This window comes from Mitsuokella sp. AF21-1AC (assembly GCF_003458855.1).
GTDB lineage: Bacteria > Bacillota > Negativicutes > Selenomonadales > Selenomonadaceae > Mitsuokella.
This window is the reverse complement of sequence record NZ_QRVW01000009.1, coordinates 20,759-36,688: the sequence shown is the minus strand read 5'-3', so window position 1 is coordinate 36,688 and position 15,930 is coordinate 20,759. Positions and strand designations below refer to the sequence as shown.

The window sequence follows — 15,930 nt, the reverse complement described above, 5'->3', positions numbered from 1 at the left end:
CAGGAAAGATGGGAGTGTGTCACGTGCATCAGCATGTATGGAAAGCCTGGCGGCAGCGAGGGACAGGCGTCTGCCTTGCAGTCTGCCTCCTCCTGCAGCCGGCGGCCTTGTCTGCGGCGGCGCTGACCAATAACGGCGAGAGCTACGAGGATCAGGCTGCCGGCAAGCTGCGCCAGAGCAATGAATTGCAGCAGAAGATCGACAACGTTTCGGAGGAAAAGCGGGCCATCGATGAAGCGGCCGATGCGGCCGTCAAGGAGCATCAGGCGCTCAAGGCTGAGCTCGACGCGACGGAAGTGCGCATGAAGGAGAATGAAGATACGCTGCAGGGACTGCAGAAGGATTACGACGACAAGCGGCAGGCACTCGGCAAACGCGTGCGCGATATTTACATCCACGGTCAGATCTCGTATCTCGACGTACTCTTCGGGGCCAAGGATTTCAACGACCTGATGACGCGCATGGACCTTCTGAAGCGTATCATCCGGCGCGATTACAACCTCGTGACCGAGGTCGCCGCCGTCAAGGATCAGCTGGAGCTGGCGCAGGCCGAGCTTGAAAAGGACCGGGAGACGCAGGCGGAACAGGAAAGCCGGGCGCATAAGGCACGGCTGGACATGGAGGAAAAGGTCGGCCGTCAGCAGGCGCTCATCGAACGCCTCAAGACGGATAAGGCCCTCATCGATCAGCAGTATGAGGAACTCATGGCGGCCTCGCGCCAGGTCGGTGCGATGATCCGTGAGCGCGGCGATGGCGGCGTGCAGGCGTCGGGGTCCGGCGCGATGATCTGGCCCATTTCCGGGCCCGTCACGTCGGAATTCGGCTGGCGGGTTCACCCGATCACCGGCTCGCAGCGCTTCCACAGCGGCGTCGATATCGGCGGTGATTACGGCCAGAGCGTCCATGCGGCGCAGAGCGGTACGGTCGAGTATGCGGGCTGGATTTCCGGCTACGGCAACGCCGTCATCATCAATCATGGCGGCGGCATCACGACGCTCTACGGTCACAATCAGTCGCTGGCTGTTTCCGAAGGGCAGTCCGTGAGCCAGGGACAGACCATTGCCTACTGCGGCTCGACAGGCAATTCCACCGGACCGCACTGTCATTTCGAGGTGCGCCGGAACGGCGAGCCCGTCAGCCCGTATTCCTATTTGTGAGAAAGATAAGGAATGGATCAAATGTATTACATGAGCAAGAAAAAAATCATCATCGGCATCGTCGTGACGGCCCTCGTCTCTGCCTGCCTGACCATCGGCGGCCTCTGTTTTGCCCTGGGCATAAACGTCCGGCAGGCTGGCGACCTCGCGCGCTTCTTCGGCGTCAAGCATTTCATCGAGGCGCGCTATGTCAATGAGGTCGATGATTCCCAGCTGATGGACGGCGCGATTTCCGGCATGGTGCAGTCGCTCGGGGATCCGCACTCCATTTACATGAAGGCCGATATGTACCAGCAGCTCAAGGAACACACCGAGGGCGAATTCGGCGGCATCGGCGTGACCATGGGCTTCAAGGACAACAAGGTCACGATCATCTCGGTTCTGCCCGATACGCCGGGCGAGAAGGCGGGGCTTGCCGCCGGCGATGAGATCATGGCTGTTGACGGCACGCCGGTGTCAGAACTGCAGTCGGAAGAGGTCGCCATGCACATTCGCGGCGAGGTTGGCACGCATGTCACATTGACCATCAGCCGCGATGGCAGCGAGAGCGATTACGATATCGAGCGCGCGACCATCAAGATCGAGACGGCCAAGGGGAAGATGCTCGCGGACGGCATGGGCTATATCCGCATCGCCTCGTTCAGCGAGAACACGGACAAGGAATTCAAGGCGGCTTACGATGAGCTCGAGGCGCAGGGCATGAAGGGGCTCATCATCGATCTGCGCGAGAATCCCGGCGGCCTCGTGACGAGCTGCGTCAACATCGCGAATATGGTAGTGCCGAAGGGGCCCATCGTATCCGTTGTCGAGCGCGACGGCTCGAAGGAAGTCCACGAGTCGAAACTTGAGAAAGAGAAGTATCCGATCGTGGTCCTCATCGATGGCAACAGTGCCAGTGCGTCCGAGATCTTGGCAGGGGCCCTGCAGGATACGGGGGCGGCGACCATCGTGGGCACAAAGTCTTACGGCAAGGGCTCGGTACAGGTCGTCATGCCGATGTTCCACAACGACGCCTTGAAGCTCACGATTGCCAAGTATTACACGCCGAACGGCCGCTGCATCGACGGCATCGGCATCGAGCCGGATGTCGCGATCGACTTTCAGTCGGGCGATACGACGGATGTACAGCTTGAAAAGGCCGAAGAGGTCCTGCGTGAGAAGATGCAGTGATGCGATCTGGCGCAGCACAAGCGTACAGATAAGAGAACGGCGCTGCCGTGCGGAGAATCCGCGCGGCAGCGCCGTTTTCTGTTTTTATGGGTTGGCTGTCAGGCATGCTGCTTCTTCGTGTACGCCAGCAGGCAGGCGAGAAAATCATCGCCGTATTTTTTGAGCTTGTGCTCGCCGATGCCTCTGACTTCGCGCATCTCCTCCGCCGTCTGGGGCAGCCGCTCGCACATGTCGCGCAGCGTGGCGTCGGAGAAGACAAGGTAGGGCGGGATGCGATCGCGCATGGCGATGGATTTGCGCAGCGCGCGCAATTCTTCAAAGAGACCCGTATCTTCGGATACGGCGGCTTCTTCTTCATGCGGCACGGCCTGAAAGACTTGTGCCCTGCCGCGCAACACATCGTAGGCTGGCGGCTTCAGCACGACGACAGGATAGCGGCTTTCCGTTAGGCCAAGGTAATCGGTCGCGATGAAGCGCTGGATGAGCAGCTTGATGTCGGGGATGCTGCGCTCCTTCATGAGGCCGTAAGTGGACAGTTTGTCGAGGTGCAGCTCGCGCACGCGGCTGTTGGCGGAGCCCTTGAGCACCTGTGCGACGAGTGTCAGGCCGAAGCGTTCGTGCATGCGGTAGACGCAGGAGAAGACCTTCTGGGCATCGATGGTCACATCGCATTTCTCCAGGCCGGCCCTGCAGTTGCCGCAGTTGCCGCACGCCGCATCACCGCCTGTTTCGCCGAAGTAGTGAATGATGAAATGGCGCAGGCATTCGGGGGTATGGCAGTAATCGACCATCTTCTGCAGGCGGCCGAGATTGTAGCGCTTGCGCTCGTCATCTTCCGTCGAAACGTCGATGAGATACTTCTGCGTCATCGTATCCTGCGGGGAGAAGAGCAGGATGCAGGTGCCGGGCTCGCCGTCGCGGCCCGCGCGTCCGGCTTCCTGATAATAGGCTTCGATGCTGCGCGGCATGTTGTAGTGGATGACGAAGCGCACGTTGCTCTTGTCGATGCCCATGCCGAAGGCATTCGTCGCGACGATGACCTGTACGTTGTCGTAGAGGAAGTCGTCCTGCGCTTTCTCGCGTTCTGCATCGCTGAGGCCTGCATGATAGCGTCCGACCGCCAGGTGCTTCCTCGCGAGCAGGCTGTAGAGCGCATCCACTTCCTTGCGTGTGGCCGCGTAGATGATGCCGGCTTCATGCGGGTGCTTCCGGAGGTAGCGCTCGACGAAGCGCTTCTTGTCCTCTCCGCGGCGCACTTCGAAGTAGAGATTGGGGCGGTCAAAGCCCGTGACGTGGACATCGGGATGCACGAGGCCCAGCAGGGCGATGATGTCGTCGCGGACCTCCGGCGTGGCCGTTGCCGTGAAGGCGGCGACGAGCGGACGGCGCGGCAGGGCCACGATGAATGGTGCAATCTGGCGGTAGCTCGGCCGGAAATCGTGGCCCCACTGGGAGAGACAGTGTGCTTCATCGACGGCGACCATCGAGATGGGCTGCCGCTCGACGATATGCTGGAAGTAACTCGTATCCAGCCGTTCCGGTGCGATGTAGACGAGCTTGTAACGGCCCTGCTCCATGCCGTGCAGGCGCTCATCGGCCTCGGAAGGGGAAAGGGAACTGTTGAGGAAGGTGGCGGGAATGCCCTGCTCGACAAGGTCGTCGACCTGATCCTTCATCAAGGAAATCAATGGGGAAATCACGAGCGTCAGGCCGGGAAAAATCAGTGCGGGAATCTGGAAACAGATGGATTTCCCCGCGCCCGTCGGCATGACGGCCACAGTGTCGCGGCCGTGGAGCAGGCTGCGTATGACGGGCTCCTGCGCTGGGCGGAACGATGGATAGCCGTAATAATGGCGCAGGAGTTCCCGGGCTTTCTCAAAGTATGGATCGCTCATCACAATACCTCCTGTCTGGATAGCGTGGGAACAAATGTATTAGAAATGAATATGAAAATCATGTGCGATATGTTTAGATATTCCTTTAATGTATGTCTAATACAATCATAGGATAATGATAACGCTATTATCCTATCATACCCGTATGATGAATCTATGGCAATACCAGGAAATGTGGTATGATGGAAGAAGTTGACATAATTTCATTATCATACCGAAAAAAAGAGAGAATATCATAGTTTGATTGGTTCGAGGAGGACAAGATTTCATGAAGGAAAGATGTCATGGCAAGACAGCCGCGCTGCTTCTGGGCGCGATGTTCCTGGGCGCGCCGCATGGCTGGTGTGCCGATCTGTCGTTGCAGGATGCCATTGATATGGCATTGTCACAGAACACAGGGCTGCGGATCACGCAGAAGGATGAGATTGCCTCGCAGGCGGCACTCGACGAGGCCAAGGGTCAGAACGGAATTTCGGTTTCTGCTTCGGATTCGCTCTCTGGCAGCAAGAAGAATGGGCAGGAACAGAGCTCCTCGAACAGTCTGGGCGTGAGCGGTTCCCTGCCGCTCTACACGGGCGGAGCCAATGAGGCCAACATCAAGAAGAGCGACCTTGGACTGCAGGCGTCGAAGCTCACGACGGAGCGCGAGCGCGAGAATCTCAAGCTCGACGTCATCAAGGCGTATTACGATGCGCTGGAAGCCCGCCGGACCGTGGATGTGCGCCAGGAAACCGTCGACAAGTATCAGGATCACTACACGAATGTCAGTCAGCTTTACGCGGCCGGTTCGAAGGCCCGCATCGATGTCATCCGTTCATCGGTCGAGCTCAGCAATGCCCAGCAGGATCTCATCAAGGCGCAGAATGCCTATGAGGTCGATCTGGCCTCGCTGCGCAATTACATCAATATGGACCGCAATGAGCCGCTGACGCTCACGTCGGATTTCTCGTACGACCGTTTCGACATCGATATGGATTCCTGCATCGATTACGCATACCGCAACCGTAAGGATCTGCTCGTCGACCAGTATAAATACGATCAGCAGGATCAGGCCGTCAAGGCTGCCAAAGCGGGCTATCTGCCAACGCTCAAGGCCAACCTCGGACTCAGCGGCGACAACAGCTTCCAGCCGTCCAGCGATTCCAGCCGCGGTGTTTCGGGCGGCCTGACGCTGAGCTGGAACATCTTCGACAGCGGCGTGACGCGCGCGCAGGTGACGGCGGCTGAGAACCAGCGTGATATTGCAAAACTGACGCTCGACAAGGACAAGGAGGATATCGATCTCTCGGTCCGTCAGGCGTATTACAACATGCGTGAAGCGGAGAAACGCTTCAATTCCACCGGCGATGCCGTCAAGCAGGCCGAGGAAGATTACTTCATCGCACGGGAGAAGTATCGCGCAGGTGAAGGCCTCATGCTCGATATCATCGATGCGCAGGAAGCCTTGTCGACGGCACGCCTCAATTACATCAGTGCGGAGTACGATTATGCGCGCTACAAGGCGACGGTGGAGAATGCCATGGGCATCGGCCTCAACGACAGCGAGCAGGCCGCAGCAGCGCGGATGGATAAATATGCACCCGTTGACACTCCTGCCGCAGCGGCTGCGCAGTCTGTCCTGCAGGAACCCGTGGAGCCGAAAGGCGCCAGGACCGATACAGATACGAAGGGGCTCGCAAAAAAGGCAGAGAACGAGGTGAAGGCAGCTGCTTCCACGGCCAGTGCAGAGGAAGTGGCGAGTGAGTTGGCAGAAGGGAACGTTTCGCAATGAAGATCAATGGAAAAGTCAAGGCAGCGATTGCGGTCGTATTGATTGCCGGCTGCGCATTCGGCGGCTACCGGTATTATGAGAACCAGCAGGCGGCCAAGCAGGCCGCAGCGGTCGAGACGACGAAGGTCGTCCGCATGGATATGAAGTCGACGGTTTCGGCTACGGGCACGATCCAGCCGGTCGATTCGGTCGAAGTCAGCTCCAAGATTACGGCGCGCCTCAAGAGTGTGCTCGTCAAGGAGAACGACAAGGTCAAGGCCGGCCAGACGGTTGCGACGCTCGATGCCAAGGATTACGAAGCCAAGCGCGACCAGGCGCAGTACAAGGTCACGAACACGCAGGCGGAATACGAGCGCATCAATTACCTCTACAGCATCGGCGCCGATACGCAGAAACAGCTCGAGGATGCGCAGATGAATTACGATACAGCGGTCTCCGAACTCGCGCAGGCGGAATCGGATGCATCGGAGACGAGCATCCTTGCGCCGATGGACGGCACGGTCGTCGGCGAGCCCAAGACGGTCGGCACGATGGCCGTGGCGACTTCGGATAACCCGACGGTCATCATGCGCATCGCCGACCTCTCGAGCAAACAGATCAAGGCCAAGGTCGATGAGACGGATATCGGCAACATCAAAGTCGGCCAGGACGCGACCTTCACGGTCGATACGTACACCGACAAGACGTTCACGGCCCGCGTCACGAAGATTTCGCAGACGGATACGAGCAATTCCTGGGATACGAGCTCCAGCTCGAGCTCGTCGAGCAGCTCGTCCTCTTCTTCGGCCAGCGTCATTTACTACTACGTCACGCTCGATGTCGATGACCCCGACAGCCAGCTGCTGCCGGCCATGACGGCGCGCGTCGAGATCAACACGGCAAACCGCGACAACGTTCTGGCCGTTCCCATCTCGACGCTCAAGACGGACGCCAACGGCTCATACGTCATCGTGCGCAATGCCGACGGCTCGCAGGAGAACCGCTATGTCACGACGGGCATCTACAGCGATGAGTACGTGGAAATCCTCTCGGGGCTTGAGGAAGGGGAAGACATCGTCAGCACGTACACGGCTCAGAAGACCTCTTCTTCCTCGGGCAGCAGCCGGCGCGGCGGCCCCATGTTCTGAGGCGGGGGATAAAAATGGCAGAAGAAAAGAAGACTGAGGAGCGGTATGCGACGATACAGCTCCACGGCATCAAGAAAATCTATCATATTGGCGGCGAAGAACTAGCGGCACTCAACGGCATCACGACGAACATCTATCAGGGGGAGTTCGCCGCGCTGATGGGGCCGTCCGGCTCGGGCAAGTCGACGCTCATGAACATCCTCGGGTGTCTCGACCGGCCGACCGAGGGCTCCTACAAGCTCGACGGCGAGGAAGTCGCAGGCCTTGACGACGATGCGCTGGCGAAGACCCGCAACAAGAAAATCGGCTTCGTCTTCCAGAACTTCAATCTGCTCTCGCGCATCTCGGCGCTCGAGAACGTCGCCCTGCCGCTCATCTATGCGGGCGTCGGGCACAAGGAGCGCATGGAGCGCGCCATGCACTTTCTCGCGGCCGTTGGTCTCAAGGACCGCGCCGATCACCTGCCCAATGAGCTCTCAGGCGGCCAGCGGCAGCGCGTCGCCATCGCGCGGGCGCTCGTCAACGACCCGCACATCATCATGGCGGATGAGCCGACCGGCAACCTCGACACGAAATCCACGAAGGAGATCATGGAGATCTTCGAGGATATGCATGAGAAGGGACGCACGATCATCCTCGTCACGCATGAGCCGGAGATTGCGGCCTGTGCGAGCCGCCAGCTGCTTGTGCGCGACGGCCAGATTACGCGCGATGAAGGAAAGGGTGTGGTCATGGATGTTGTTTAAGGAATGTTTCGTCATGGCCATTCATGCGCTTTTGGCCAACAAGATGCGCTCGCTCCTAACGATGCTCGGCGTCATCATCGGTGTCGCCGCCGTCATCGCGCTTGTCTCCGTCGGCATGGGCGTGCGCACGGGCATCACCTCGAATTTTGAGAGCCTCGGCGCCAACACCATCACGATCATGCCGGGCTCCTCGAACCGCGGCGGTCCGCGCGGTGCAGCCGGCTCGATGCAGACGCTCAAGTATGATGATGCCAAGGCCATTGAGGCGAAAATCAAGGATATCCAGTATGTATCGCCCACGGTCAGTTCTTCGTATCAGGTGGTCAACGGCAACCAGAACTGGAATACGTCAGTCACGGGCGTGACGCCGGATCTCATGCAGATCCGCTCGCTTTCCGTCAGCAACGGTTCGTTCATCAGCAAGGCCGATATGACGAAGCGCAACCGCGTGGCTGTCATCGGTGCCACGGTCGCCGAGAATCTGTTCGGCTCTGAGAATCCCGTCGGCAAGAATATCCGCATCAAGAACCAACCGTTCAAGGTCATCGGTATCCTGGAATCCAAGGGAAGCTCCGGCTTCGGCCAGGATCAGGATGATGTCATTTACATCCCGTTGACCACGGCGCAGGAACGCATGATGGGCATCACCTACGTTCAGTCCATCAGCCTGCAGGCGACGGACACGCAGAAAATCGAGCAGGTGCAGGATGAGATCACGACGCTCTTGCGCCAGCGCCACCGCATCACGGCCGGCAAGGAGGACGATTTCCACGTGCAGAATACGGCCAGCATCATCGCCTCGGTCAATCAGTCGACGGCGATGATGACGGTGCTCCTGGGCGCGATCGCGAGCATCTCGCTACTCGTCGGCGGCATCGGCATCATGAACATCATGATGGTGTCGGTTACGGAGCGCACGCGCGAGATCGGCATTCGCAAGGCGCTCGGCGCGACCTTCCAGAACATCATGATGCAGTTCATGATCGAATCGATGGTGCTCGGCATCGTCGGCGGCCTCATCGGCATTGTCGTGGGGTGTGCCGCTTCGTACATTATCGCGAGTACCGGGGCGGTCCAGACGACGATCACGCTGCTGCCAATCGTCCTGTCGTTCTCGTTTGCCGTGGGCATCGGCCTCTTCTTTGGCATTTACCCGGCGCGCAAGGCTGCCCGGCTCGACCCGATCGAAGCATTGCGCTACGAATGAGTAAAAGCACTTGACAATGTTACACACCTAACGTATAATATCATCATATTAGTCCTTTAGAGAGATAAAGAAATAAATGGGAGAGATGCAATATGATGAAGTGGAAGAAAATCCTGGCCCTGGGACTGGCCGCCGTCATGACGGCCGCGTTTGCAGCAGGCTGCGGCAATAACAATCAGTCTGCCGGCAGTTCCTCGTCATCGGGCGGCGACAAGATTGTCGTCGGTCTCGACGACAATTTCCCGCCTATGGGCTTCAAGGATGAGAACAATGAGATTACGGGCTTCGACGTCGATCTTGCAAAGGAAGCCTCGAAGCGCCTGGGCCGCGAGGTCGAGTTCAAGGCCATCGACTGGTCGAGCAAGGAGGCGGAGCTCAAGAGCGGCCGCGTCAACGTCCTCTGGAACGGTCTCGACATCACGGAGAAGCGCAAGGAAAACATGCTGTTCTCGGATCCGTACATGGACAACCGCCAGATCATCTTCGTGAAGAAGGGCACGACGGGCATCACGGATGAAAAGAGCCTCGCCGGCAAGATGGTGGGCACGCAGAGTGCCAGCACGGCCGAAGAGTACATCGACGGTAGTGACTTCTTCAAGAAGAACGTCAAGGGTGTCAAGAAGTATTCGGATTTCGTCACGGCGTTCATGGATCTTGAGAATGGCCGCATTGATGCCGTCATCGGCGATGAGATCGTCGGCCGCTATTACATGAGCAAGCACCCCGACACGATTGAAGCCGTCGATGTGGCTGTCGGTCCTGTCAGCCAGTTCGGCATCGCCTTTGCCAAGGACAACCAGAAACTGCGCGATGAGGTGCAGAAGGTACTGAACGAGATGAAGGCCGATGGCACGACGGCCAAGATCTCGGAGAAGTGGTTCGGCAAGGACATTACAAAATAACACACGGATGCTTCCGTAATGCAGAAAAGGGCTTGATTCTTCAAGCCCTTTTTTGATACAATGAAATGGTATATCATTACTTTGCTTAATTAAAGGAATAAATCCATTGACGGGATCAGCCGGTAAGGCAGACCGCCTGCATATGGATGATGGATGATAAGGAAGGGAATACGATACGATGGATAGTATATGGAATACCGTGCTCCAGATGCTGGAGGGCTCTGAGATCACGCTGGAGATTTTCTTCATCACGCTGATCCTGGCTTTGCCGCTGGGCCTCATGGCAGCGCTCGGACGCCTCTCAAAGTGGCGTCCCGTGAGCTTCCTGATGGAAATCTACATCTGGATCATGCGCGGTACGCCGCTGATGCTGCAGCTGCTCTTTGTTTACTTTGCCCTGCCGATGATTGGCATCCGCCTGCCGGATATCGCGGCGGCGCTCCTGGCCTTCACGCTGAACTATGCGGCATACTTCGCCGAGATCTTCCGCGCCGGCATCCAGTCGGTGCCGAAGGGACAGTATGAAGCGGCCAAGACGCTCGGCATGAGCTACCCGCAGACGATGCGCCGCATCATCCTGCCGCAGGTCATCCGCATCGTGCTGCCGCCGGTTTCCAACGAGACGATCAACCTCGTCAAGGATACGTCGCTCATCTACATCCTGGCCATGAACGACCTTTTGCGCGTGGCCCGCACCATCGTGCAGCGTGAATTCGACATGACGCCGTTCCTCATTGCCGGCATCTTCTATCTGGCGATGACGTTCGTGCTCACCTGGCTGTTCAAGAAACTGGAGGCCCATTATGGCAAATACGACAAATGATGCACAGGTCATGCTGCGCATGCATGATATCCACAAATCCTTCGGCGAGCTGGCTGTGCTCAAGGGCATTGACATCGAGGTCCGGCGCGGCGAGGTGCTCGCGATTATCGGGCCATCGGGCTCAGGCAAGAGCACGCTTCTGCGCTGCATCAACAAGCTCGAGACGATTGATTCAGGTTCCATTGAGATCGAAGGGGAGTTCCTGGCTGATACGAATGAGCACGGCGTGGCGGAGTACGCCGATCTCAAGAAGAGCCGTGAGCTGCTCTCGCACACGGGCATGGTCTTCCAGCAGTTCAATCTCTTCCCGCATATGACGGTGATCGAGAATCTCATCGAGGCGCCGATGCAGGTCAAGAGCATGAAGAAGGCGGAGATCCTGCCGTATGCGCGGGAACTCCTCGCGAAAGTCGGCCTGAGCGACCGGGCGGATTACTACCCCTCGCAGCTTTCAGGCGGCCAGCAGCAGCGCGTGGCCATCGCCCGGGCGCTGTGCATGCAGCCCGATATCATGCTGTTCGACGAGCCGACGTCGGCGCTCGACCCTGAGCTCACGGGCGAGGTCTTAAAGACGATGCGGGAGCTTGCTGCCGAGCGCATGACGATGGTCGTCGTCACGCATGAGATGGCCTTTGCACGCGAAGCCGCGAGCCAGGTCATCTTCATGGCAGATGGCAATATCGTCGAACAGGGCGACCCGGAGACCTTCTTCAATCGTCCGCAGGAAGAGCGCACAAAAGCCTTCCTCAAGAATATGCTTTGAATCCTGCAGCGCCTGCCGCATGAAGCCATGCTTCAGACGGCAGGCGCTTTTCTTTTGCATGGGTGCGGCAGCTTTTCCATCAATCTTCTTGATTTTTTCAGGAGAACAGGCGATAATAAAATGTAGAATGTCGTGTTTGCGGCTTTTTTTCGTGTTCTCAGATGGAGGGATATCATGAAGCGCGTACTGTTCTTGTTCGTTGCGATTGTATCGATATTGCTTTTGCCGGCTTGTGTGTACGCGGCGAGTTCGGATTTTAGTGAGCGGGTCAGCGGCATGACCGAGATCACGGGCGTGCGTGTCAACAGCGGCTCTGAGAAGATCCGCATCGTGGTGGATGCCAATGCGCCCGTTTCCTACCGCACGATGACGCTGTCGAATCCGAACCGCGTCGTGGTGGACCTCAAGGGTGCCTGGCTCTCCGGGAAGGTCAAGAAGACAATCTCGGTCGACAGCCGTTTCGTCAATGCCATCCGCATTGGCCAGTTCAACAAGGATACGGTGCGCGTGGTCGTTGAGAACAAGGTCGGCGCGAACAATTACAAGGTGTTTTCCCTCAAAGGGGGAACGGTACCGGGGCGCCTCGTCATGGATTTCGGCAATATCAATGCGGATACGTCCAAGTCGACAATCGCCTTGCCCGATGTGAAGAACGGTTCGGCCGGTACGACGAAACCTTCGGTGACAGAGTCGCCGGAAACACCGGCAGACAACGACACCAAGACGCAGCCTAAACCATCCACGGCTGAAACGGGGACCGGCCAGCAGCCGTCTGCTTCGCAGAGCGGCGCAGAGCAGGCGAACACCACACCTGCTGCTGAGAACAAGCCGGCGGAGGCAGCCTCTTCCGGCGGCGAGGATATCGATGCGCCGGCTCAGGAAGCTGCCGGTGACACACAGGCTTCGCAACCTGCTTCAAATCAGCCTGCCGCCATCACGGATGATACGGATGCCGATATCGCCGCACTCACGGGGCTCAAGGGCCGCAAGATCACCATCGATGCCGGACACGGCGGCAACGACTCCGGTGCCATCGGGCCGACGGGCGTCATGGAGAAGAGCGTGACGCTGCGCATTGCCAATGAGCTGCGCCGCCTGCTCGTGGCGGAAGGCGCGACGGTCTACATGACCCGCACGACGGATACGGAAGTCTCGCCGAAGGGCGCCAATGCCTCGGATATCGAGGAACTGCAGGCCCACTGTGATGTGGCGAACAACAATAAATCCGATATCTTCATTTCCATTCATATGGATTCGTTCTCGAGCGGCGCGGCCAAGGGGACGACCGGCTATTACTATTCGCTGGGGTCCAAGCGCTCGCGCGACCTGGCCGATAAGGTCCGCCAGGGCGTCATTGACCAGATCGGCACCTCGAGCCGTGGCACGCAGAGCTGCAATTTCTACGTCGTGAAACACACGGATATGCCGGCGACGCTCGTGGAGGTTGCCTTCATCTCGAATCCGCAGGAGGAAAAGCTGCTCGACAGCGAGGACGGCATCAAGAAAGCCGCGCAGGGCATTGCCGACGGCATTGCCGATTATTTCGGATGAGTCCGCCGGATCATCGGGGAATCAAAAGGATACAGTTCCAACAGGCAGGCGTTTGGTGCGCCTGCTTCCTGTATGTGAGTATATGAGTATCAATGGGGACAGGATCGATTTCAGGGAGGAATTATTTTTTCATGGAACAGAAAACGAACGATATGGCACAGGAACTCAGTGAGAGCCTGCAGCAGCTCATGGATGAGAATATGGCAGAGCGCAGGAAACAGCTCTATCGCCATAAGCTGCCGGCGAATCATTCGCTGCGGGCTTTGCTTTTGGCCATGACGAAGTCGGAGCTCGACGACATCCGCTATAACCTGCATGTGACGGGCGCAAGCTCGCTGAAGAAGGCTGAGCTTGCCGAGCGCCTGGTGCCGGCCATCCTCGACTTTGCCAAGCGCTGGCTGCCGACGATCGTCGATGAGGAATACGGCTGCTTTGCACACCTGATGCAGAAGGATGGCCTCTCGACGGAGCTGCGCGATGACGATACGCGCCTTGACTATCTGCGCGGCCTCGGCCTTGTGACCTGCGGCGTTCAGGAGGAGAAGATGGCATTCTGCATGCCTGACGAGGTGCGCGAGCTCTTCAAGAGCCTGGATTCCGGTACATATCGCAGCCTGGTGGAGCTCAACACGGAGCTTTCGCGCCTGGCTGCCGGCCTCCTGTATTACTACGGCTATCTGAATTTCGAGCAGCTTTACGAAAAGGTGCTGGCGTATCTCGAGCCGGAACAGCGCGAACAGGTCAGCTTCATGGATTTTGTCGGCGTGGTGCTCAATGTTTCCTGCTGGAAGGATACGATCGTGGCTCTGCCGCAGGGCGTCAAGTACTACACGCTGATTGACGAGGAGAAGCTGGAAAACGAGCAGCTGCGCCGCAGCAATCTCGATTTCGCATCCCTGAGCTACGGTGATGTTTACGATGCCGGCACCGACAATTACATTGCGGATACGCCTGCCTACAAGGAACTGGCGCAGTTCTTCATGCGCGAGCATGGCTGTGATGTGCTCAAGGCCGCGGATATCACGGGTGAGATCCTCATCCTGCTGCAGAATGGCAGCGAGCTCGACGAAGCTGTCGATTATCTCGAGGAGCTCGGCTTCATGAAGGAGGAACGCAAGGCGGAGGCCGTCCTGCCGCTCCTCATCGCCTTCAACAACACGACGCATCTCTGGCCGCTCAAGGGACATACGCCGGCCGAGCTGATGGAGCAGTCGGGCGGCGGGCGCGTCATTCCCTTCGACGAGGTGCGCAAGCTCAAGGTCGGCCGCAACGATCCCTGCCCCTGCGGTAGCGGCAAGAAGTACAAGAACTGCTGCCTGCGCAAGGATGAGCAGTAAGGACCGCTTATGAGACAAACACATACGTACCGGCAGAAGGCCAGGCAGTTTTTTCTGGTCCTGCTGCCCATCTTTGTCACGCAGCTGTCGCTGACGGCAACGGGATTCTTCAATACCATCATGGCAGGTCATATCAGCGAGCAGGACCTCGCTGGCGTCGCCGTCGGCGTCAACCTGTTCCTGCCGTTCTTCGGCATGTTCCTCGGCATCATTTCCGGGCTGACGCCCACGGTGTCCCAGCTCTACGGTGCGGGAAAGAGGGAAACCATCGGCTTTGTCGTCAAGCAGGGATTTTACTGGGCGCTCATGCTCGGGGCCATCTTCCTGCTGCTCGGCTATCTGGCGGTGCCGCATGTCCTGCCGTATCTGGCGCTGGAGCCCAAGGTCGAATACATCACGCGCCATTATCTGATGGCGGTTTCCTTCGGCATCCTGCCGATCTTCCTGGCCGGCGTCCTGCGCAATTTCATCGATGCGCACGGCTACACGCGCCTGACGATGTGCATCACGATGTGCACGGTACCCGTCAACATCCTCTGCAATTATGTCTTCATGTACGGGTTGTTCGGCCTGCCGGCCTTTGGCGGCATCGGCGCGGGCATCGGCTCGGCCATTGCCTTTTCGCTGAATCTCGTGCTCAACGCGCTGGTCGTCACATTCATCCGCCCGTTCCGGGATTATCGGATCTTTTGCTGCCTGCCGCGCCCGAGCCTGGCGGAGTGGCGCAAGCAGCTCGGCATCGGCGTGCCCATTGGCAGCACGATGTTCTGTGAGCAGAGCATCTTCGGTGCCGTCGGCCTCTTCATGACAGCGTACGGCACGACGGTTGTGGCGGCACATCAGGCGGCAATGAATTTCACGACGGTGGTCTACATGATCCCCTTGTCTGCCAGCATGACGCTGACCATCCTCGTCGGCTATGAGATCGGCGCGGGCCGGAATCGCGATGCCGCACAGTACATCAAGCTCGGGCGCTGGTTGACGTTCCTGTTCGAGGGCAGCATCGCGCTGCTTTTGACGCAGTTTCGCTACGAGATTGCGGATTTCTATACGACGAGCATGGATGTGCGGCCTGTGCTGGCGAATTTCCTCGTGTTTGCCGTATTCCTGCAGCTCGCGGACAGCATCGATGCTCCGCTGCAGGGAGCATTGCGCGGCTACAAGGATGTGCATGCGACCTTCGTGCTGGCCGTCATCTCGTACTGGGTCATCGGCCTGCCGTTTGGCTGGACCATCGCACATTTCACCTCACTCGGTCCTGCCGGCTACTGGCTCGGCCTGATCACGGGCGTGGGCATCGGCGCGCTGCTGCTCATGATGCGGCTGCGCAAGGTACAGCGGCGGTATTCCCTGTAATGCATACGAATAAAAACAAGAAAGAATCGGCTCTTCCGGGGCCGATTCTTTCTATTTTCATATAGTTTTCAGACGCAATCAGTTGTTTTCAAGTTTCGCCTGTTACAATGAATACAGTAAGAGAA

13 protein-coding genes are annotated in these 15,930 nt (G+C 58.2%); 12 read left to right on the top strand and 1 reads right to left on the bottom strand.

Features of this window, described 5'->3' with window-relative positions:
- Positions 1 to 23: 23 nt before the first annotated feature.
- On the top strand, positions 24 to 1,157 hold the full coding sequence (locus tag DWX75_RS04790) for a murein hydrolase activator EnvC (RefSeq protein WP_369974332.1): 1,134 nt from the start codon (positions 24 to 26) through the stop codon (positions 1,155 to 1,157).
- Between the two features lie 30 nt (positions 1,158 to 1,187).
- Positions 1,188 to 2,327, top strand: a complete 1,140-nt coding sequence (locus DWX75_RS04785) for a S41 family peptidase (protein ID WP_118015252.1) — start codon at positions 1,188 to 1,190, stop codon at positions 2,325 to 2,327.
- 98 nt (positions 2,328 to 2,425) lie between these two features.
- On the opposite strand, the gene recQ is transcribed toward DWX75_RS04785, so the two are convergent.
- Positions 2,426 to 4,222, bottom strand: coding sequence for a DNA helicase RecQ (gene recQ / locus DWX75_RS04780; protein WP_118015197.1), 1,797 nt, complete (start codon positions 4,220 to 4,222; stop codon positions 2,426 to 2,428).
- 268 nt (positions 4,223 to 4,490) lie between these two features.
- Between recQ and DWX75_RS04775 the strand changes: the two genes are divergently transcribed.
- The 10 genes from DWX75_RS04775 to DWX75_RS04730 all read left to right on the top strand — a co-directional run bounded on the left by DWX75_RS04775 (position 4,491) and on the right by DWX75_RS04730 (position 15,805).
- Entirely contained in the window at positions 4,491 to 5,993 is a 1,503-nt protein-coding gene (locus tag DWX75_RS04775; protein ID WP_118015196.1) for a TolC family protein, read from the top strand.
- Positions 5,990 to 7,120, top strand: a complete 1,131-nt coding sequence (locus tag DWX75_RS04770; protein WP_118015195.1) for an efflux RND transporter periplasmic adaptor subunit — start codon at positions 5,990 to 5,992, stop codon at positions 7,118 to 7,120. The genes DWX75_RS04775 and DWX75_RS04770 overlap by 4 nt, the downstream gene beginning before the upstream one ends.
- A gap of 14 nt (positions 7,121 to 7,134) precedes the next feature.
- Entirely contained in the window at positions 7,135 to 7,866 is a 732-nt protein-coding gene (locus tag DWX75_RS04765) for an ABC transporter ATP-binding protein (protein WP_118015194.1), read from the top strand.
- Positions 7,856 to 9,073: an ABC transporter permease gene (locus DWX75_RS04760; RefSeq protein WP_118015193.1), complete on the top strand. Its 1,218-nt coding sequence runs from the start codon at positions 7,856 to 7,858 to the stop codon at positions 9,071 to 9,073. The genes DWX75_RS04765 and DWX75_RS04760 overlap by 11 nt, the downstream gene beginning before the upstream one ends.
- A gap of 95 nt (positions 9,074 to 9,168) precedes the next feature.
- Positions 9,169 to 9,975, top strand: a complete 807-nt coding sequence (locus tag DWX75_RS04755; protein WP_118015251.1) for an amino acid ABC transporter substrate-binding protein — start codon at positions 9,169 to 9,171, stop codon at positions 9,973 to 9,975.
- Positions 9,976 to 10,153: 178 nt separating this feature from the next.
- Complete coding sequence (locus tag DWX75_RS04750; RefSeq protein ID WP_118015192.1) at positions 10,154 to 10,798, top strand: amino acid ABC transporter permease; 645 nt, start codon at positions 10,154 to 10,156, stop codon at positions 10,796 to 10,798.
- Positions 10,779 to 11,561, top strand: a complete 783-nt coding sequence (locus tag DWX75_RS04745; protein WP_118015191.1) for an amino acid ABC transporter ATP-binding protein — start codon at positions 10,779 to 10,781, stop codon at positions 11,559 to 11,561. The genes DWX75_RS04750 and DWX75_RS04745 overlap by 20 nt, the downstream gene beginning before the upstream one ends.
- Positions 11,562 to 11,735: 174 nt before the next feature.
- Positions 11,736 to 13,112, top strand: coding sequence for an N-acetylmuramoyl-L-alanine amidase (locus DWX75_RS04740; RefSeq protein ID WP_118015190.1), 1,377 nt, complete (start codon positions 11,736 to 11,738; stop codon positions 13,110 to 13,112).
- Positions 13,113 to 13,243: 131 nt separating this feature from the next.
- The gene (locus DWX75_RS04735; protein WP_118015189.1) at positions 13,244 to 14,449 is read left to right on the top strand and encodes an SEC-C metal-binding domain-containing protein; all 1,206 of its coding nucleotides are present in this window, start codon (positions 13,244 to 13,246) and stop codon (positions 14,447 to 14,449) included.
- Between the two features lie 9 nt (positions 14,450 to 14,458).
- On the top strand, positions 14,459 to 15,805 hold the full coding sequence (locus tag DWX75_RS04730; protein WP_118015188.1) for an MATE family efflux transporter: 1,347 nt from the start codon (positions 14,459 to 14,461) through the stop codon (positions 15,803 to 15,805).
- Positions 15,806 to 15,930 lie beyond the last annotated feature (125 nt).

Bases quoted from the DNA above. Each gene is read 5' to 3' on its own strand.
- DWX75_RS04785 (WP_118015252.1), top strand. From the start codon at position 1,188: ATGAGCAAGAAAAAAATCATCATCGGCATCGTCGTGACGGCCCTCGTC.
- recQ (WP_118015197.1), bottom strand. From the start codon at position 4,222: ATGAGCGATCCATACTTTGAGAAAGCCCGGGAACTCCTGCGCCATTAT.
- DWX75_RS04775 (WP_118015196.1), top strand. From the start codon at position 4,491: ATGAAGGAAAGATGTCATGGCAAGACAGCCGCGCTGCTTCTGGGCGCG.
- DWX75_RS04770 (WP_118015195.1), top strand. From the start codon at position 5,990: ATGAAGATCAATGGAAAAGTCAAGGCAGCGATTGCGGTCGTATTGATT.
- DWX75_RS04765 (WP_118015194.1), top strand. From the start codon at position 7,135: ATGGCAGAAGAAAAGAAGACTGAGGAGCGGTATGCGACGATACAGCTC.
- DWX75_RS04760 (WP_118015193.1), top strand. From the start codon at position 7,856: ATGTTGTTTAAGGAATGTTTCGTCATGGCCATTCATGCGCTTTTGGCC.
- DWX75_RS04755 (WP_118015251.1), top strand. From the start codon at position 9,169: ATGAAGTGGAAGAAAATCCTGGCCCTGGGACTGGCCGCCGTCATGACG.
- DWX75_RS04750 (WP_118015192.1), top strand. From the start codon at position 10,154: ATGGATAGTATATGGAATACCGTGCTCCAGATGCTGGAGGGCTCTGAG.
- DWX75_RS04745 (WP_118015191.1), top strand. From the start codon at position 10,779: ATGGCAAATACGACAAATGATGCACAGGTCATGCTGCGCATGCATGAT.
- DWX75_RS04740 (WP_118015190.1), top strand. From the start codon at position 11,736: ATGAAGCGCGTACTGTTCTTGTTCGTTGCGATTGTATCGATATTGCTT.
- DWX75_RS04735 (WP_118015189.1), top strand. From the start codon at position 13,244: ATGGAACAGAAAACGAACGATATGGCACAGGAACTCAGTGAGAGCCTG.
- DWX75_RS04730 (WP_118015188.1), top strand. From the start codon at position 14,459: ATGAGACAAACACATACGTACCGGCAGAAGGCCAGGCAGTTTTTTCTG.